This window comes from Streptomyces sp. NPDC025833 (assembly GCF_055558055.1).
On sequence record NZ_JBVHNF010000008.1, the window covers coordinates 331,524 to 349,286 of the forward strand.

Sequence of the window (17,763 nt, forward strand, 5' to 3'; positions counted from 1 at the left end):
GGTGCCGGTCCGCTGACCCGCCGTCACGCACCGCCGTGCAGGGTGAGGTCGGTCAGGAGGGCGCGGTGGTCGGTGCCGGGGACGTCGAGGAAGCGGGCGCCGGCCACCGCGAAGTGCGGGGAGACCAGCACGTGGTCGATCTGCACGCCGATGACGGAGGCCGTACGGGACGGCCAGCTCGGGGTGCGGTCGTGGCCGGCGAGGCGGGCCGCGTCGGTCAGGCCGGCGTCGAGGACGCGGCGGAAGGCCGCGTGGTCCTGAGAGGCGTTGAAGTCGCCGGCCAGGACGGTCGGGGTGGTGCGGTCGGCGGCGGCGAAGGCGCGGAGCCGGCCGAGTTCGCGGCGCCACGGGACGACCTGGTCCGGCAGCGGCGGCACGGGGTGGGCGAGCTGGAGGCGTACGGCGTGGCCGCGCACGTCGGCCACGGCCCCGGGCATGCCCAGGGTGCCGGGCACGCCCGGGGCCGGCGTCAGCGGGAAGCGGCTGAGGACGAGGGAGCCCTCGGAACCGTCCGCCGCGACGGCCCGGCGGTACGGGTAGGCGTCCCCGGTCCCGCGTTCCAGCAGGGCCCGGCACTCGGGCCCGCACTCCTGCACGAAGACCACGTCCGGCCGCCGGTCCCGGACCACCCGGACCAGCGCGGGGGTGCCGTGGCCGAGCTCGACGTTCGCCGTCAGCACCCGCAGCGCGGCGAGCGGAGGTCCGGCCGGTTCGGCGGTCCTGCCGTACGGGTCCAGATACCAGGCGAGCAGGCCGAGGACGGCGACCGCCCAGACCAGCCCCGTCCACCAGCGGGCGAACAGCGCGCACAGCAGCGCGCAGGCGGCCGGTACGAGCAGCCAGGGGAGGAAGGCGAGGAGCTGGGGCACCGGGGTGAAGCCGTCGGTGTCGGCGGCGCGGCAGCCCACCACCACGCTCACCCCGGCGAGCAGCAGACCCGCGCACCATGCGCCGATCCCGCGTCCGCCGTGCCTGGTCACGGGACCGAGCCTACGATCACCCGTCCAGCCGCGCCAGGAAGTCGCCCAGCGCCCGGTTGAACTCCCGGGGGCGTTCCAGGTTGGGCAGGTGGGCCGCGCCCTCGACGACGTGCAGGGTGGAGTCGGGGAGGGCGGCGTGCATCGCCTCGGCGTCGGCCACGGGGGTGTAGGTGTCGTCGGCGCCGACCACGACCAGGGCGGGCACGGCGAGCCGCGTCAGCAGGTCCCGGTAGTCGGGGCGGTCGGCCCGGCCGCGCAGCGCCGCCGCGGCGCCCCGCGGCGGGGTGCCCGTCATCATGCGGTGCACGTGGGCCTTGACCTCGGGGGCGGCGTACGGGGCGACCATCCTGTCCAGCACCTCGTCGGCGTAGCCCCGCATGCCCTCGGCGAGCAGCCGGTCGGCCAGGGCGCGGCGGCCCTGGGCGCCCTCGGGGGTCTCGGCGGCGGGGAAGGTGTCGGCGAGGACGAGGCCCCGGATCCGGTCGCCGAGCCGGGCGGCGCACTCCATGACGATCTGGCCGCCCATGGAGAGGCCGGCGAGGACGAAGGCGTCCACGCCCAGGTGGTCCAGGAGGGCGGCGATGTCCCCGGCGTGGCGGGAGAGCGGGACCGTGCCGGGCGTCACCGGTGAGGCGCCGTAGCCGCGCAGGTCGGGGGCGATCACCCGGCGGGCGGCGGCGAACTCCGTGAGCTGCGGCTGCCACATCGTGTGGTCGAAGGGGTGGCCGTGGACGAGGACGAGGGGGACCCGGGGGGTGTCCGCGGGGCCTCGGTCCGCATACGCGAGGAGGTCCGAGGGAGGGGGAAGGGGCATGCGACGACCGTAGGCGCGCCCCACCGCTCGGTGCAATAAAATCTTTGCCCTCGGTGCAATGCAACGGACCGCAGAGCAGGGGGAGTTGTGGACGACTACCGGCGCATCGCCGACCGGATCGCGGCCGACATCGACAGCGGGCGGCTGGGTCCCGGCCAACGGCTGCCGCCGCAGCGGGCGTTCGCCCGCCGGCACGGCATCGCGCCCTCGACCGCGGGCCGGGTCTACGCCGAACTGGTCCGCCGGGGGCTGGTGGTGGGCGAGGTCGGACGCGGCACGTTCGTACGGGCCACCGCGCCGGACGGCCAGCCGGGGCGCGCCCTGGCCGAGGCGGCCGGCGCCCCGGCCGTGAACCTGGAGCTGAACTACCCGAGCGCCCCCGGTCAGTCGGAGCTGCTGGCCCCCGCCCTGGCGACGCTGCTGCGGCCGGACGCGCTCGGCCGGGCGCTGCGCCCGGCCGCCGCCGCGGGCACCCCGGCGGCCCGGGAGGCGGTGGCCGCCCTGCTCGCCCGGAGCGGGCTGCGGGCCGGTCCCGAGCGGATCCTGTTCACCGGCAACGCCCGCCAGGCGATCGCCGCCACCCTCGCCGCCCTGGTCCGCCCCGGCGGCCGGATCGGCGTGGAGCCCCTGACGTATCCGCTGGTCAAGGAGATCGCGGCCCGCCTCGGCCTGGTCCTCGTCCCGCTCGCCACGGACGCCGAGGGGCCGGTGCCGGGGTCCGTCGCCGCCGCCCACCGCGGCGCACCGCTGTCCGCCCTCTACCTCCAGCCGGCCCTGCACAACCCCACCTCGCGGACGATCACCCCGGGGCGCCTGCGGGAGCTGGCCGACTGCGTCCGCGGCCTGGGGACACCGGTCGTCGAGGACCGGATCTGGTCCTTCCTGCACCCGGGCGGCACGCCCCCGCTCGCCGCGCTCGCCCCGGGACTGACGTACCTGGTCGACGGACTGTCCAAGCGGGTCGCGCCCGGCCTCACGGTCGGTTTCGCCGTCGTGCCGGAGGGCCGCGCCGAGACGGTGGCGCGGGCCGTGCGCTCCGGCGGGTGGAGCGCGGGCTCCTTCGCGCTGGAGGCCGCCGTGCGCTGGCTCGGCGACGGCACCGTGGACCGGCTGGTGGCCGCCAAACGGCAGGACGCGCGGCGGCGGCAGCGGCTGGTCGCCGAGAAGCTCGCCGGGTTCGCCGTACGTTCCGATCCGGCCGCCTACTTCGCCTGGTGGGAGCTGCCCCCGCCGTGGCGGGCCGACACCTTCACGGCCGCCGCCCGGGCGCACGGGATCGCCGTCACACCGGGTACGGCCTTCGGCGTCGGCCCGGGGCGGACGCCGGACGCGGTCAGGCTCGGGCTCGCTTCGGCGCCGGAGCCGGCTCTGGCGCGGGCGCTGGGGATCCTCGCCGCCGTCGCGCGGGACGGGGCAGCCGCAGGTACCGGGTGAGCCACACGGTGAGGGTCACCGCGAGCCCGAGGCCGGACAGCAGCCAGGCGGTCGTGCGCAGGGTGCCGGTGAGGGCGTCGTAGACCGCGGCCGAGGCCGGGTGGGACACCCCGGCGGGCAGGCGGGCCAGGGTCAGGGTGCGGCCGAGGGCGAGGGCGAGGGCGAGCAGGGCGCCGCCCAGGGCCGTGCCCAGGGCGGTGGCGACGACGGCCCGGCGCCGGCGCACGGCGAGCGCGATCCCCCCGGCGGCGAAGGCGACGGACGCCACGGGCAGCCAGAACCCGGCGACTTCGAGCACGTGGAACCCCTTCCGGAGCGCGGTCAGCCGGCCCGCCGGGAGCACGGCGACCGCGGTGTGCTCCACCGGGATGCGCGCGGCGAGCGGCACGTGGTCGTGGGTGAGCTGGCGTTTGACCTGCGCGGTGACGGGGGCCAGGTCCACCGTGACGGCGCGCTCGTCCGCGCCGCGCAGGGCGCGCAGGACGGCGTCGTGGGTGACCCGGTTGCCGGTGTCCCAGGCCACCCGGAAGGCCCGCGTCCGGGTGAAGGAGCGCACCGCGTCGTGGACGAACGGGCCGACCGAGCCGCGGACCGGGCGCACGTCCAGGTGCTGGTCCACGGCGCGCAGGAGGTCGTCGCCGACCGTGTCCACGACGGCCTCCCGCACGGCCGGGTCGGCGGCGAGCGGCGCCATGGCGGTGACGTAGCGGCCCGTGTCGGCCAGCCCGTACGCCGCCCAGGCCGCCAGCGCGCCGAACGGCACGAGGAGGCAGGACAGGACGGTCAGCACGGCCGACAGGGCGCTCCTGAGACGTCGTGGGGGCACGCTCCAAGGCAAGGACCGCGCACGCCCGCGCGCGAGCGGGGGAGGGCGTTCGGGTGGCGGGGGGACCCGGACGGCGGAACGAGTGCTTCCGCCCTCCGGTGGAGGGATCACCCCGACGGGTGTTTCCTGGTGCTGGGCGGTCCGGCTTCCCCGGGTCGTGGAGCCGGGCCGTTCCCGCGGCACCGCTCAGGGCGGGATGAGGGGCGCACAGGCGCACGCTTGGGGCCCGGCCGGGCCCCAAGCGTGCGCGCCGTCGGCCCCGCTCAGTGGATCCGGCGCCCGAAGGCGTCCTCCCGCGTGTAGTAGCGGTAGAAGAACACGACGAAGGTGGCCGCCGCGATCAGCAGCGACAGCAGGACGGTCCGCGCCACCGACGCGCTGGGCGACTGGATGTAGATGAATCCGAAGGCGCAGCCGGTGAACACCGTCCACCCCAGCGCGTGCAGTTCCCTGGGCATCCGGGGCGCCAGCGCCAGCAGCACCATCGCGAGCACGGCGAACACCACCCCGCTGACGATGCCGAGCAGCAGGTTCCAGCCGGTGATCGGACCGCCGTACCGGTTGGTGGCCGCGACCCAGTACCCGTACACCACCCCCAGCACGACCGGTATGAGGACCCGCGCCACGGCGTGGGTGCGGGCGTCGAAGACGTCGGGCGGACGGGTGCGCCGCCGGTCAGGCCGGCCCTCCACCGCCGCCGTCGTGCGGCCGGGCCGGAAGATCCCGCCGGGCGTGGGTGCCGACTGAGCCATGGGGCACTCCTCTCTCCTCGCCCCCCGCACTGCCTCCCGGTACCAGCGCACACCGGGGGGCGCGGCCCGGCAAGTCGGCCGGACGGGGGACGGGCGCCCGGATGCGTACGGTTCTCCCGCGTGCTTCGCTGAGAGACATGGAGGGCGGCCGGCCGTGACGGAGATGGAGTACGGGCGGCGGAAGTCGCTGTTGTGGGTCCGCGGGCGGAGTGTCGCGTGGCTGCCGCCCGGGCTGCTGCTCGCCGGTGTCCTCGTGCTGGACTACAGCACCGGGGAGCGGCTGCGGATCATCTCCTGGATCGTCCTGGTCCCCGGCATCGCCGCCGCCGTCTGCGGCGTGTGGACGACGGCCGCCTACGGCCTGGTGGCCGTGGTGACCTACGTCCTCGTGGACAGCGCCTGGCCCGAGCAGTACAAGGCCGGCCTCGGCGACTTCCTGCTGGTCGCCCTCGGCGGCCTCCTGGCCACCCTCGCCGCCGCCGTCCGGGTCCGCCAGGAACGGCGGGTGCTGCACATGCGGGACATCGCCGAGACCACCCGGCGCACCGTGCTGCGCCCGCTGCCGCCGCGCTGGGCCGGACTGGAGCACGCGGGGGTGTACCTGGCCGCCGACACCGAGGCCCGGGTCGGCGGCGACTTCTACGACATCCAGCCCGGCCCGCACGGCACCCGGGTCCTCGTCGGGGACGTGCAGGGCAAGGGGCTCGGCGCGGTGGAGACCGCCGCCGCGCTGCTCGGCACCTTCCGCGAGGCCGGCTACCACGAGCCGGACCTCGCGACCGTCGCCGAACGCCTGGAGATCAGGATGCTGCGGCACCGGCGGCACCGGGCCGCGCTCGGCCGGTACGACGGCGACCGCTTCGCCACCGCCGTCCTCATCGCCTTCCCCGACGACGCCCCGGGACGGATCGACCTGGTGAACTTCGGCCACGAACCGCCGCTGGCCGTCGGCCCGCACGGGGTCCGCGAACTGCCCAGCGGCGATTGGGTGCCGCTCGGCCTCGGCGACCTCGCGGGCGGTGGCATTCCGCCCGTGCACCGGGTGCCGCTGGCCGCCGACGAGACGCTTCTGCTGGTCACCGACGGGGTGACCGAGGCCCGGGACGCCGCCGGCGAGTTCTACCCGCTGGCCGAGGAGGTCGCCCGCGCCGTCCGCGCCGATCCGCGCCGGACCCAGCCGCGGCGCCTGGTCCGCCGGGTCCGTGACGGCGTACGGCGCCACACCGGGGGCCGGTTGCAGGACGACACCACGGTCTTCGCGCTGCGGCGGGCCGCGGACGCCGGGAACCCGCCGGGCGAAGACCCCGAACAGGGACGTTTGCGGTCTTGAGCCGCCGGTTCGCGGCGGCAGCGGCTACGGTGCTGGCTGGAGACCGGATCTACGGGGCCCTCGCGACCGGAGGGTTCCCGGGGTCCCCAGGGTGACAGGGGGAAGCGCGATGCCCGGAACCGTGCTGCTGCTCGCGGCCTCGCCACTGGGCCGGGGGCGGCTGGTGGACGCGGCCGCCGTCCTGCCGGTACTGGCCGCCGTCGCCCCCGCCGTGCTGGCCGGCACCGACACCGCGAACATCGTCGAACTCGCCGAGCCGCTGGAACCGCAGGCCGTCCTCACCCGGCTGCGGGCCGCCGCGGCAGCGCCCGGACCGCTCACCGTGTACCTCACCGGGCAGCTCCACCTGGACCGCCGCCAGCACCGGCTGCACCTGGCCCTGGCCCGCACCTCCCCCGCCACCGTCCGCTACACCGCGCTGCCCTGGCACTGGATCCGCGAGGAGCTGCGCCTGCGCTCCGCCGCGGACACCGCGCTCCTGCTGGACCTGCACGCGGACCAGGAGACCTGGCGGCACCTCGCCGAGCACGGTCTCGACTGCGGCCCGCACACCGCCGTGTACGGCCGCGTCGCCCCGCCCGCCGGGCGCCGGGGCCCGGCCGAGCCGGTGTACATGAAGACGGTGGCGACCCTGCTGCGGAGCGGGCACCGGCCGCCCCTGGACGTCCTGCACCAGCAGGCGCTGTCCCGCGTCGCGCGGGAGACGGCGGGCAATCTGCTCCTGGCCCACGCCGGCGGGCACGCCCCCGGCTTCCCGCTCCCGGGACCGGTGCCCGGACCGGCCCCACAGGCCCCGCCCGCCCCCGCCCCCGTGCCCGGCGCGGCGCCCGCCCCCGGAGCCGCCGGTGCCGTACCCCGCTCGCGTGCCGGTGACGTCGGTGTACCGCCGCCCGGCACCGGACCCGCCCCCGCGGCCGCCCCGCCGGACGGCGAACCGCACGCCGCGATCAGCGACGCCGTGCGGGACGGACGGCACGGGGAGGCCGACGCGATCGCCGCCCGGTACGAGGAGGAGGCCGTACGGGCGCACGGCGCCGGTTCCGAGCAGGCGCTGCACTGGAGCGAGGTGCGGGCCGACCTGGCGATGTTCGCGGGCGACCCGGGCGGGAGCTGCCGGGCCTGGCTGGCGGTGGCCGAGGCGCGGCTGGCCGCCGGGCAGGCGGTGGACGCGCCCGCCGTGGAGGCGGCCGTGGACCGCGCCCACCACCAGTGGGCCCGCATCGACGATCCGGCGCGGGCCCGCGAGCTCGGCCCCGGGCTGGCCCGGCTCAGGCTCCGGGTGCCCGGGCGCCGGAGCGGCGCGCTGGAGAACGTCCAGCGCGAGCTGGGCCGCCTCCAGGCCGCCCGGTAGCCCGGGCCGGGCCTCACGCGGTGAAGGTGAAGTACTTCCAGGCCCCGTACGTCGTGGAGTTCACCCGGTCACCGGAGGCGCCGTCGATGTACGACGAGCGGACCCGGAACCGCCAGCCGACGTCCTCGGCGTGCTTGCCGGTGATCGACACCTGGGAGACGCCGCCGCGGCCGAGCTTGAAGTACGCGGGGTCGCCCGGGTACCAGCGGCCCTGGTAGTACACCTGGTACTCGAACTTCTGCGCCCGGTCCCAGTAGTACGACATCCGCGTCGTGATCAGCGGGTTCCTGGACTTGTGGAAGAAGTAGTACGTCCGGCCCCACGCGGACCGCGCCCGGTAGTGGCCGGAGACCGAGCTGGAGATGGCGACCTTGGCGCCGACCGTGCTGGTGGCGGAGGCCGGCAGGAAGCGGGAGTCGCCCGCGAACTTCGCGGTGACCTTGGTGTCCCGGGTCAGGTCCAGGACGACCGACAGGTCGCCGCGGGAGTCGACCCGGCCGGTCTTCACCCGCTTGTTCGGCTTGTCGCCGCCGAACGGGTCGGCCCAGATCTCCACGGTGCGGTTCTTGTACGTCGTGCCGAGGCGCGCGGTGAACCTGACGTCCCTGCCGTACGCGTACACCTTGCGGTTGTTGGTGAGCGTCAGCGCCGGCCTGGTGCGGGAGACGGCGACGGAGCCGGTGGCCCGGCCTGGGAGGTGCGCGGTGTCGCCCGCGTACGCCACCGTGTAGGTGACCTTGCCGCCGGACGACGGCGTGTCGGTGAAACCGAACGTGCCGCCGCCGCCGAGGAGCGTGGTGCCCAGGGACCTGCCGCGCGGCGACTCCGCGTCGGTGCGGGTCACCGCCAGCGGGGTGCCGGCGGGCAGCGCCAGCCCGGTGGTGAGCCTGCCGGTGACCTTGAGGGATTTGGCGCGGACCGCCGTCGCCGGGGCGTTCACCGTCAGGGTCGTCTGGTATCTGCGGGGCTCGTCGATCCGGTGGAGCCGGGTGTACGACCCCGGGTCCGTCTGCACGAACAGCCGCGTGCCGTCCGCCGACCAGCTGATCGCGTGCGCGCCCCACGGCATCCAGCTGTGGGAGAGGTTGCGGACGCTGGGTTTGGCGGGACCGTTGGTGAAGACGTACGTGTCGCCGATGTCGCCGGTGTCCAGGACGGTGGCCGCGACGGTGCCGTCCGGGGCGATGTCGACCGTCTCCGGCTGGTCCTTCACCGGGTAGGTGCGCACCTGGGCCAGGTCGGAGAGGCGGTACTCGGTCAGGGCGCGGTTGCCGGGTCCGGCGACCACGACGTTCAGGCCGTCCGGGGTGAGGGCGGCGTCCTTGTAGAAGCCGCCCTTGTCCGCGGTGACGCGGACGGCCGGCGTGCCGGAGGAGATGTCGTACACGACGATCGGGCCGGAGCTGATGCCCGCGTCCAGGGCGAGCAGCGTGCCGGGGTTGTCCGGGTCGGCGTACAGCTTGGGCGGGCTGGCGAAGTCGTGCTCGGTGCCCAGGCCGAGGGTGACCGTGGGCGCCTCGGCGGTCAGGTCGACCATGCCGAGGCCGGAGTCCCACTGGTCGCCGTAACCGAACCAGAGCCGGCCGTCGGCGTAGGTGACGCTGGACGGGGTGGTGCCCGGTCCGGTCGGGTATTCGGCGGTCTGCCGCAGCTCCTGCGTGTCGATCGCGACGATCTTGTCGGCGCCGTACACGGCCGCGTACAGCGTCTTGCCGTCCGGGTGGAGCTGGAGGTCCCGGACCTGCGGGAGGCCGGTGATGTCGCCGGTCACCTTGCCGGTTTCGTCGGTGACGACGATCCGGCCCGTGGACCGGTCGGCGAGGAAGACGCGGTGGTGGACGCCGTCCACCACGGTGTCGCCGGCGTCCGTGAGCGGGATCGGCCGGTCGGTGTCGGCGTACGAGGGCGCGGCGAGGGCCATCGAGCCGATGAGGGCTGCCAGGGTGGCGGCAGCGGTGAGGGAGTGCTTGCGCACGCGGATTCGAACCCCCCGGAACGAATGATGTCGGTGAGCCACGCGGACACGGCGCTGTCCGCATCCCCTGGGTGCGCGCCGTGTGTGCCTCGGGTGGCGAGTACACGAAGACTAGGTCATGTCTCCGACAAAAGCGCGGGCGTCCCGGGGCCGGGGCGCGGGCGCGGGGGTGGACGGGCCGGACGTCAGCGGTCCGCCTGGCTGAGTACGGACGGTGCCGGTGGGGTGTCGGCCGGGCGGGCCGGGCCGGCGTTGGCCGCGAGGAGCAGGGCGGTGGTGGCGACGACGGCCGCGACGACGCCCCGGGTCGCGGAGGCCCGGGCGGCCGGGCGGGCGGGGGAGTGCGGGAGGGCGGTGGGGGGTGCGGATGTACGTCCGGGCACGGCGACCTCGCAACACGACAGCACTGTGTCAAGCATGCTGATCCGCCCTTCAAGCTAGGGCTTGGAGGTGCCCAACGGCAAGAGGCAGCAAGGGAGTTGGCGGAACAGTGCGTGCCGGAGCGGGTCGGCGCGGGGGCCGTCGGCGGGCCCCGGGTCACACCTGGGCGAGGCCCTGCCTGCGGATGTCGGCCAGGCGGAGCGCGGCGACCTGGACGGCGGCCTGGGTGGCGTCGTTCGGCACGTCGCCGAGACCGCCGTTGGTGAGGGCGAACGCGTCCTCGCCGACCCGGACGGCGGCCACGTCCAGGGTGAGCAGGAAGTCCTGCCCGTCGGAGGCCGTACCGGCGAAGCTGATCCGCAGGCCCTGCCGCTTGTCCCCGACCTCGGGCAGCGGGGCGTTCCCGACCTGGACGTCCTCCACGAGCCCGAGGTCCGTGGTGGCCGTGAACCGCGCGCACCGCGCCGGCATCTCCGCCAGCCAGGACAGCGCGGCGTCGACGTCGGACGGGCGGCGCGCGCCGATCTGGAACCGGATCTGCGCGTCGGTGTCGGCGTCGTCCAGGCCGACGGCGACGCGGGCCGGGGCGCCGAGGAGCTCGTCGCGGTAGAGGGCGTCCAGCAGCCGCTGGCACTCCCCGGCCGTGGTACGCGACTTCAGCAGGCCGTCCCGCCAGGTGGCCGCGCCGCGCGTGGCGGTCCAGGGGGCGCCGAGGTCGGTCTGGGTGATCAGCGCGGCCTGCGCCTGCTCGTCGGTGAGCGTGGAACCGTCGGCCCGCGCGGACGTCCTGGAGGTCGGTGACGGGCGGTCGATCGTGGGCAGGGGGTGCGGCGCGCTCTCCGGGTGCTCCAGGCCGAGGGCGGCGCAGCCGCCGGCGACGAGGAGCCCGGTGCCGAGGCAGGGGAGGAGGACGGCACGGGGTATCCGGTGGCGTATCGCGTCGAACATCGGCGTCTCCTGGGCTGCGTGCGGCCGACGGGGTGCTGGTCTCACGGCACCACCGGCCCGGCCCGCCCACCAGCGCGCCGGTCCGTACGGGTGAGCCACCGCAGGACGACGGCGCGCGGGGCCGCGGGGCGGTGCGGGGGGAGGGCCGTGGGACGCGGTGTACGGCGGAGGGCCGTGGGGCGCGGTGTACGGCGGAGGGCCGTGGGGCGGCGCACGGTGGAGGATCGCGGGGCGGCGCAGAGGGGAAGGGCCGCGGGGCAGGCGCGGACGGCGGCGCCCGGCACCGCGTACCGCGACGGGCACTCGGCACCGCGACCGGCGCCCGGCACCGCGACCGTCTGGCCCCGGATCGGTCCGAGGGTGAGGGACACCTCGACCGGCAGCCGCCGGGTGGTGATGCCCTGCGGGTCGGTGCCCGGCCCCGCGACCGGCACCGGGCACCGCGCGCTGTGACCAGCGCCCGGCACCCCGCGCCGCGATCGGCGCACCCGGCACCGCGACCGGCGCCCGGCACCGCGCCTGCGCACCCGGCCCCGCGCCTGCCCGCCCGGCCCCACGCTCCGTCACGGCACCCGGTGCCACCCGCGGGGCCTGATCTAAGGTCGGCACGACGGAAGGAGTCCGCCGTGACCGGTCAGCCCATTCCCGTGATCATCGACTGCGACACCGGGGTCGACGACGCCCTGGCCCTGCTGTTCGCCGTACGCCACCCGGGACTCGACCTCCGGGCGGTGACCTGCGTGGCCGGGAACACCGACGTGGACGGCGTGGTCCGCAACACTCTCACCGTGCTGGAGCGGGCGGGCGCCCCCGGCATCCCGGTGGGGCGGGGCGCCGAGCGCCCGCTGCTGGAGCCGGCCCGCTCGGCCCGCCACGTGCACGGCTCGGACGGCATGGGCGACCTGGGCCTGCCCGCGCCCACCCGGACCGCCGCGGACGTCGACGCCGTCGCCCTGCTGCGCCGGGAGATCCTCGCCTCCCCCCGCCCGGTCACCCTGATCCCGACCGCCCCGCTGACCAACATCGCCCTGCTGCTGCGCACCCACCCGGAGGTGACCGCGAACATCGAGCGGATCGTGTTCATGGGCGGGGCCGTGACCACCGGCAACGCCACGCCGGTCGCGGAGTTCAACGTGTGGCACGACCCGGAGGCGGCGGCCATCCTGCTCACCGCCGGGGTGCCGATCACGATGTACGGGCTGGACGTGTTCACGCGGGTCGTCGTCCCCTCCGCCGAGGTGCACCGGCTGCGCGCGAGCGACGAGCCCGGCACCCGCCTGGCCGGGGAACTCCTCGCGCACCGGCCGGTCACCCAGGGCGAGGAGCCGGAGGCGGAGGAGGCGGGCGGCCTCGGGGACGCGGGCGCGGTGTGCGCGGTCGCCGACCCGCAGGGCATCACCACCCGGCGGCTGCCGGTCGAGGTGTCCCTCGCCCCCGGACCGGCCCGGGGCCAGACGGTCGTGGACCGCCGCCCCCGGTCCGGCGAGTCCGAGATCCACGAGGGCGGACGCGAACGGGCCCTGATCGACGTGGCGTTGGAGGTCGACGTCGAACGGTACGTGCAGCTGTACCTGAAAACGGTCGAACGCTGAATCCTGTTCTTTTTCCGGGCAAGGTGGACAGAGTCCCTGCAGACGACCGAACGGCACGGCCACCGCCGTCCCGCCCGAACGGAGCCCGTATGGCAGACCTCGCGCCCGACCTCTCGTCCCGGAACCCCGACTGGTGGCGGCAGGCCGTCGTCTACCAGGTCTATCCGCGCAGCTTCGCCGACGCCGACGGGGACGGCCTCGGCGACCTGCGGGGCCTCACCGAACGGCTGCACCACCTGGCCGCGCTCGGCGTGGACGCCCTGTGGCTGAGCCCCTTCTACCCCTCCGAACTCGCCGACGGCGGCTATGACGTCATCGACCCGCGCGGCGTCGACGAGCGCCTCGGCACCCTGGACGACTTCGACGCCCTGACCGCCGAGGCGCACCGGTTCGGCCTCAAAGTCGTCGTGGACGTCGTCCCCAACCACACCTCCCACCTGCACCCCTGGTTCCAGGAGGCGCTGCGGGCCGGCCCCGGCGCACCCGCCCGGGACCGCTACGTCTTCCGGCCGGGCCGCGGCGCGCACGGCGAACTCCCGCCGACCGACTGGCAGTCGGTGTTCGGCGGCAGCGCCTGGCGGCGGGTGCCCGACGGCGAGTGGTACCTGCACCTCTTCGCGCCCGAACAGCCCGACCTCGACTGGGGCGACGACGACGTCCGCGCCGACTTCCGGACCACCCTGCGCTTCTGGTCCGACCGCGGCGTCGACGGCTTCCGCGTCGACGTGGCCCACGGTCTGGCCAAGGACCTCACCGAGCCGCTGCGCGACGTCGGTGACATCGGCGCGACCGGCGAGGAGGCCCTGCTGCGGGTGGCGCCGGGCAGCCACCCGTACTGGGACCGCGACGAGGTCCACGAGATCTACCGCGACTGGCGCAAGATCTTCGACGCCTACAGCCCGCCGCGCACCGCCGTCGCCGAGGCCTGGGTGCCGGGCGCCCGCCGTGCCCTGTACGCCCGCCCCGACGAACTCGGCCAGGCGTTCAACTTCGAGTACCTGGAGGCCCCGTGGGACGCGGCCGGGCTGCGCGAGGCCATCACCGGCGCGCTGGCCACGGCGCACGCCGCCGGGTCCCCGGCGACCTGGGTGCTGTCCAACCACGACGTCGTCCGGCACGCCTCCCGGCTCATGCTGCCGCCCGGCACCGATCCGGCCGCCTGGCTGCTGTCCGGCGGCGCGGCGCCCGCGATCGACCCGGCGGCCGGGCTGCGCCGGGCCCGGGCGGCGACCCTGCTGATGCTGGCGCTGCCCGGCTCGGCCTACCTCTACCAGGGTGAGGAACTCGGCCTGCCCGAGGTCGCCGACCTGCCCGCGGAGGTGCTCCAGGACCCGATCTGGGAGCAGACCGGACACGTCCGCAAGGGACGCGACGGCTGCCGGGTGCCGCTGCCCTGGACGGCGACCGGACCGTCGTACGGCTTCGGTCCCGGAGCCGGCTGGCTGCCGCAGCCGTCGTCCTTCGGGGCGTACTCCGTCGAGGCGCAGACCGGCACGGAGGGCTCCACGCTGGAGCTGTACCGCACGGCCCTGCGGCTGCGCCGCAAGCTGCTGGAGGGCGAGACGCTGGACTGGACACCGGCCGCGCCCGCGGACGTGCTGGACTTCGCCCGTACGGAGGTCTGGCGCAACGCCACCAACCTGGGCACCCGTCCGGTGCCGCTCCCGCCCGGCGAGATCCTGCTGAGCAGCTCCCCCCTGCCGGACGCCACGACCCTGCCCCCGGACACCACGGTCTGGCTCACCTGACCCGTCGGGAGACGCGGCCGGCGCGGTACGGACGGTGGGCATGGGCAGCGTCGGGGGGGCCCGGGCCCGGCGCCGGCGCCCCCCCCCCCCCCGGGGGGGGGCGGGGGGGGGGGCGGCCCGGCGCCCCCCCCCCCCCCCCCCGGCGGTTCGGCCGGGAGGGCTGCGCGGCCGGTCTCGCCGCCCGGGACCCATGTGGACCGGCGCCGGGACCGTCACCCTGCGGGGAGTGCCTTTGTGGGTGAACATATGGATGTTGGCCGCATCGCTCTCTGCAGAGGGGGCCTCCATGGCTGTGGAAATCCCTGCGCTCGTCAAGACGTCCCGGCTCAGGAGCCGGGGCGGGCTGCTGGGCGAGTGCCTGGCGGAGTTCCTCGGAACGTTCGTCCTCATCTCCTTCGGCTGCGGTGTGGTCGCGATGGCGGTGGCCGCGCTGCCCGGCTCGGGCCGGGCAGCCACCCCCACCACGATCTTCCTCGCGGCGGGCGACTGGCTGCTCATCGGCTGGGGCTGGGCCTTCGCCGTCGTGTTCGGCGTCTACGTCGCCGGCGGCGTCAGCGGCGCCCACATCAACCCGGCGGTGACCCTGGCGATGGCCCTGCGCCGCGGCTTCTCCTGGGCCAAGGTGCTGCCGTACTGGTTCGCGCAGGTCGCCGGCGCACTGACCGGGGCCGCGCTGGTCTACCTCGTCTACCACGACGCGATCGACGCCTACGACAGCGTCGCGCCGGGACCCAAGGTGAACGGGCACACGAACGCCACGTTCTCGATCTTCGCCACCTTCCCGGCCGCGTACTTCCACGGCGGGATCTGGGGGCCGCTGATCGACCAGATCGTCGGCACGGCCTTCCTGCTGATGCTGATCGCCGCCGTCATCGACCTGCGCAACCAGGCCGTGAAGGCCAACCTCGGGCCGCTGGTCATCGGCCTCTCCGTCGCCGCCATCGGCATGTCGTTCGGCGCCAACGCGGGCTACGCCATCAACCCGGCCCGCGACTTCGGCCCACGCCTGCTCACCTACGCGGAGGGCTGGGGCAGCCTGGCGCTCCCGGGGAGCCTGGCCGGCTCCTTCAGCGGCTACTGGTGGATCCCGATCGTCGGGCCGCTGATCGGTGGCGTGATCGGCATCCTGGTCTACGACCTCTTCATCGGCGACGTCCTCGCCGTCCGCTCCGAGCTGGCCGAACCGGCCCCGCCGGGACGGTCGGCCCCGGCGCGCACCGACGACGAGGAGTGAGCCCGCCTCACAGCACCAGCAGCAGCGTGGCCAGGGTGGTGAAACCGGCGCACACCGCGAGCACCACGCCCACGCAGCGCCGCCGCAGCAGCTCGTAGCGCTGCTCGTACTCGGCCCGCAGCGACACGCACCGGGCGGCGACGCGCTCCAGATCGGCCCGGGCCCGGCGCAGGCTGTCGGCCACGTACCGCCGCTCGATCTCCTCGCGCTGCCCGGTCGTCAGCCAGTCCAGCGCGCCGGTGAACTCCTGGGCGCGCTGCTCCGCCTCGGCGACCCGGGCCCGCCACAGCAGGTAGCCCTCCACCTCGTTGCCGAGGTCGCCGCCCACGCCGGTGCCCTGCCGGGGCGGACCGTTCATCCGATCTCCCGGTCGCTCGGGGCGGGCTCCAGGTGGGCCTCGTGCTCGCGCGCGGCGATGTCCGGGTGATGCAGGTCGAACGCCGGGGACTCGCTGCGGATCCGCGGCAGCGTGACGAAGTTGTGCCGGGGCGGCGGGCAGGACGTCGCCCACTCCAGCGAGCGGCCGTAGCCCCACGGGTCGTCGAGGGTCACCGGCGTGCCGAACTTGGCCGTCTTCCACACGTTGTACAGGAACGGCAGCATCGACAGGCCGAGCAGGAAGGAGCTGATCGAGGAGACGGTGTTCAGCGCGGTGAAGCCGTCGGCCGCCAGGTAGTCGGCGTAGCGGCGCGGCATGCCCTCGGCGCCCAGCCAGTGCTGCACCAGGAACGTGCCGTGGAAGCCGACGAACAGCGTCCAGAAGGTCATCTTGCCCAGGCGCTCGTCCAGCATCTTGCCGGTGAACTTGGGCCACCAGAAGTGGAATCCGGCGAACATCGCGAAGACGACCGTGCCGAAGACGACGTAGTGGAAGTGGGCCACCACGAAGTAGCTGTCGGAGACGTGGAAGTCCATGGGGGGCGAGGCCAGGATGACGCCGGTCAGCCCGCCGAAGAGGAACGTCACGAGGAAGCCGGTCACCCACAGCATCGGCGTCTCGAAGGAGATGCTGCCCTTCCACATCGTGCCGATCCAGTTGAAGAACTTCACCCCCGTCGGCACCGCGATCAGGAACGACATGAAGGAGAAGAACGGCAGCAGCACGGCCCCGGTGACGAACATGTGGTGCGCCCACACCGTGATGGACAGGCCGGTGATCGCGATGGTCGCGGCGACCAGGCCCATGTAGCCGAAGATCGGCTTGCGGGAGAAGACCGGGATCACCTCGGTCACGATGCCGAAGAACGGCAGCGCGATGATGTAGACCTCGGGATGGCCGAAGAACCAGAAGAGGTGCTGCCACAGGATCGCCCCGCCGTTGGCCGGGTCGTACACGTGGGCGCCGAAGATGCGGTCCGCCGCCAGCGCGAAGAGGGCCGCCGCCAGTACCGGGAAGGCGAACAGCACCAGCACACTGGTCAGGAACACGTTCCAGGTGAAGATCGGCAGCCGGAACATGGTCATGCCGGGGGCGCGCATGCAGACGACCGTGGTGATGAAGTTGACGGCGCCGAGGATCGTGCCGAAACCGGAGAAGCCCAGGCCGAGGATCCACATGTTCGCGCCGGCCCCGGGCGTGCGGATCACGTCCGACAGCGGCGTGTACGCGAACCAGCCGAAGTCGGCCGCGCCCTGCGGGGTGAGGAAGCCGGCGACCGCGATGAGCGAGCCGAACAGGTACAGCCAGTAGGCCAGCATGTTCAGCCGCGGGAACGCCACGTCGGGCGCGCCGATCTGGAGCGGCATGATCCAGTTGGTGAAACCGGCGAACAGCGGGGTGGCGAACATCAGCAGCATCACGGTGCCGTGCATCGTGAAGAGCTGGTTGTACTGCTCCTTCGAGACGACCTGGATGCCCGGCCGGGCCAGCTCGGCCCGGATGATCAGCGCCAGCAGGCCGCCGAACAGGAAGAACATGAACGACGTCGTCAGGTACAGGGTGCCGATCGTCTTGTGGTCGGTGGTCGTCAGCCACTTCACCACGACGTTGCCGGGCTGCCTGCGCCGCACCGGCAGCTCGTCCGCGTACGCGTCCTCGGCCGCCTCGGAGCCGTCCTGGGGTTCGTTGAGAATGCTCACCAGTCGTCCGTCTCCCGAAGTTCGCCGCCGGCCCGTGCCATGACGTCAGTCATCCGCCATCCTGTTCCGCGCGCGGGCGGAAGAGGGTGTCCGGACGGCCCGTGCGCGTCCGTTCGGCTGACGGATGCACTCGGATGGAGCAGCGGGGCGGCATCCTCTCTGTGCGGGGCTTTTCTTGCTCTTTGCAATAGTTGCGTTCGGCAGGTGGATGTGCGGGGACCGTCGTGGTCAGCTCGTCACCGCCGCGCATAGGCTTCGGCCACCGGTCCGGATCTCCCGCTCGTCGGCCTCGTCGACGTACGGGCCACGGACCGGCGAG

15 protein-coding genes are annotated in these 17,763 nt (G+C 74.8%); 6 read left to right on the forward strand and 9 right to left on the reverse strand.

Features of this window, described 5'->3' with window-relative positions:
* Positions 1-23: 23 nt before the first annotated feature.
* Both ACZ4K2_RS16770 and ACZ4K2_RS16775 read right to left on the reverse strand, forming a co-directional pair.
* Positions 24-980, reverse strand: a complete 957-nt coding sequence (locus ACZ4K2_RS16770) for an endonuclease/exonuclease/phosphatase family protein (protein WP_467468291.1) — start codon at positions 978-980, stop codon at positions 24-26.
* 16 nt (positions 981-996) lie between these two features.
* Positions 997-1,794 carry an alpha/beta fold hydrolase gene (locus tag ACZ4K2_RS16775; protein WP_467468289.1) on the reverse strand — a complete coding sequence of 266 codons (798 nt, stop codon included), beginning with the start codon at positions 1,792-1,794 and terminating at the stop codon, positions 997-999.
* An 87-nt stretch (positions 1,795-1,881) separates the two neighbouring features.
* Between ACZ4K2_RS16775 and ACZ4K2_RS16780 the strand changes: the two genes are divergently transcribed.
* Positions 1,882-3,228 carry an aminotransferase-like domain-containing protein gene (locus ACZ4K2_RS16780; protein WP_467468287.1) on the forward strand — a complete coding sequence of 449 codons (1,347 nt, stop codon included), beginning with the start codon at positions 1,882-1,884 and terminating at the stop codon, positions 3,226-3,228.
* On the opposite strand, the gene ACZ4K2_RS16785 is transcribed toward ACZ4K2_RS16780, so the two are convergent.
* On the reverse strand, positions 3,128-4,054 hold the full coding sequence (locus tag ACZ4K2_RS16785; RefSeq protein ID WP_467468285.1) for a hypothetical protein: 927 nt from the start codon (positions 4,052-4,054) through the stop codon (positions 3,128-3,130). The two genes, ACZ4K2_RS16780 and ACZ4K2_RS16785, sit on opposite strands and share 101 nt — an antisense overlap.
* Positions 4,055-4,317: 263 nt before the next feature.
* Positions 4,318-4,806: a hypothetical protein gene (locus ACZ4K2_RS16790; RefSeq protein ID WP_467468283.1), complete on the reverse strand. Its 489-nt coding sequence runs from the start codon at positions 4,804-4,806 to the stop codon at positions 4,318-4,320.
* A 163-nt stretch (positions 4,807-4,969) separates the two neighbouring features.
* Here ACZ4K2_RS16790 and ACZ4K2_RS16795 point away from each other — a divergent pair, with 163 nt between their 5' ends.
* Complete coding sequence (locus ACZ4K2_RS16795; RefSeq protein ID WP_467468814.1) at positions 4,970-6,136, forward strand: PP2C family protein-serine/threonine phosphatase; 1,167 nt, start codon at positions 4,970-4,972, stop codon at positions 6,134-6,136.
* 109 nt (positions 6,137-6,245) lie between these two features.
* Entirely contained in the window at positions 6,246-7,487 is a 1,242-nt protein-coding gene (locus ACZ4K2_RS16800) for a hypothetical protein (RefSeq protein ID WP_467468282.1), read from the forward strand.
* 13 nt (positions 7,488-7,500) lie between these two features.
* Here the strand turns inward: ACZ4K2_RS16800 and ACZ4K2_RS16805 are convergent, their stop codons facing one another.
* From ACZ4K2_RS16805 to ACZ4K2_RS16815, 3 genes are all read right to left on the reverse strand, one after another.
* Positions 7,501-9,462, reverse strand: coding sequence for a YncE family protein (locus ACZ4K2_RS16805; RefSeq protein ID WP_467468280.1), 1,962 nt, complete (start codon positions 9,460-9,462; stop codon positions 7,501-7,503).
* 185 nt (positions 9,463-9,647) lie between these two features.
* Complete coding sequence (locus tag ACZ4K2_RS16810) at positions 9,648-9,881, reverse strand: hypothetical protein (RefSeq protein WP_467468278.1); 234 nt, start codon at positions 9,879-9,881, stop codon at positions 9,648-9,650.
* 118 nt (positions 9,882-9,999) lie between these two features.
* A complete protein-coding gene (locus ACZ4K2_RS16815) occupies positions 10,000-10,791 on the reverse strand; it encodes a hypothetical protein (RefSeq protein ID WP_467468276.1) in 792 nt (263 codons plus the stop codon).
* A gap of 626 nt (positions 10,792-11,417) precedes the next feature.
* Here ACZ4K2_RS16815 and ACZ4K2_RS16820 point away from each other — a divergent pair.
* The 3 genes from ACZ4K2_RS16820 to ACZ4K2_RS16830 all read left to right on the forward strand — a co-directional run bounded on the left by ACZ4K2_RS16820 (position 11,418) and on the right by ACZ4K2_RS16830 (position 15,365).
* The gene (locus ACZ4K2_RS16820; RefSeq protein WP_467468274.1) at positions 11,418-12,383 is read left to right on the forward strand and encodes a nucleoside hydrolase; all 966 of its coding nucleotides are present in this window, start codon (positions 11,418-11,420) and stop codon (positions 12,381-12,383) included.
* Between the two features lie 89 nt (positions 12,384-12,472).
* Positions 12,473-14,131, forward strand: a complete 1,659-nt coding sequence (locus ACZ4K2_RS16825; protein WP_467468272.1) for a glycoside hydrolase family 13 protein — start codon at positions 12,473-12,475, stop codon at positions 14,129-14,131.
* Positions 14,132-14,417: 286 nt separating this feature from the next.
* The gene (locus ACZ4K2_RS16830) at positions 14,418-15,365 is read left to right on the forward strand and encodes an MIP/aquaporin family protein (protein WP_467468270.1); all 948 of its coding nucleotides are present in this window, start codon (positions 14,418-14,420) and stop codon (positions 15,363-15,365) included.
* Between the two features lie 7 nt (positions 15,366-15,372).
* Here the strand turns inward: ACZ4K2_RS16830 and ACZ4K2_RS16835 are convergent, their stop codons facing one another.
* Entirely contained in the window at positions 15,373-15,723 is a 351-nt protein-coding gene (locus ACZ4K2_RS16835) for a cytochrome C oxidase subunit I (RefSeq protein WP_467468268.1), read from the reverse strand.
* The gene (gene ctaD, locus ACZ4K2_RS16840) at positions 15,720-17,444 is read right to left on the reverse strand and encodes an aa3-type cytochrome oxidase subunit I (protein ID WP_467468266.1); all 1,725 of its coding nucleotides are present in this window, start codon (positions 17,442-17,444) and stop codon (positions 15,720-15,722) included. The genes ACZ4K2_RS16835 and ctaD overlap by 4 nt, the downstream gene beginning before the upstream one ends.
* Positions 17,445-17,763 lie beyond the last annotated feature (319 nt).

What these genes read in the sequence shown, in the direction of transcription:
- ACZ4K2_RS16775 (WP_467468289.1), bottom strand. Translation starts at nt 1,794, where the DNA reads ATGCCCCTTCCCCCTCCCTCGGACCTCCTCGCGTATGCGGACCGAGGC.
- ACZ4K2_RS16790 (WP_467468283.1), bottom strand. Translation starts at nt 4,806, where the DNA reads ATGGCTCAGTCGGCACCCACGCCCGGCGGGATCTTCCGGCCCGGCCGC.
- ACZ4K2_RS16795 (WP_467468814.1), top strand. Translation starts at nt 4,970, where the DNA reads ATGGAGTACGGGCGGCGGAAGTCGCTGTTGTGGGTCCGCGGGCGGAGT.
- ACZ4K2_RS16800 (WP_467468282.1), top strand. Translation starts at nt 6,246, where the DNA reads ATGCCCGGAACCGTGCTGCTGCTCGCGGCCTCGCCACTGGGCCGGGGG.
- ACZ4K2_RS16810 (WP_467468278.1), bottom strand. Translation starts at nt 9,881, where the DNA reads ATGCTTGACACAGTGCTGTCGTGTTGCGAGGTCGCCGTGCCCGGACGT.
- ACZ4K2_RS16815 (WP_467468276.1), bottom strand. Translation starts at nt 10,791, where the DNA reads ATGTTCGACGCGATACGCCACCGGATACCCCGTGCCGTCCTCCTCCCC.
- ACZ4K2_RS16825 (WP_467468272.1), top strand. Translation starts at nt 12,473, where the DNA reads ATGGCAGACCTCGCGCCCGACCTCTCGTCCCGGAACCCCGACTGGTGG.
- ACZ4K2_RS16830 (WP_467468270.1), top strand. Translation starts at nt 14,418, where the DNA reads ATGGCTGTGGAAATCCCTGCGCTCGTCAAGACGTCCCGGCTCAGGAGC.
- ACZ4K2_RS16835 (WP_467468268.1), bottom strand. Translation starts at nt 15,723, where the DNA reads ATGAACGGTCCGCCCCGGCAGGGCACCGGCGTGGGCGGCGACCTCGGC.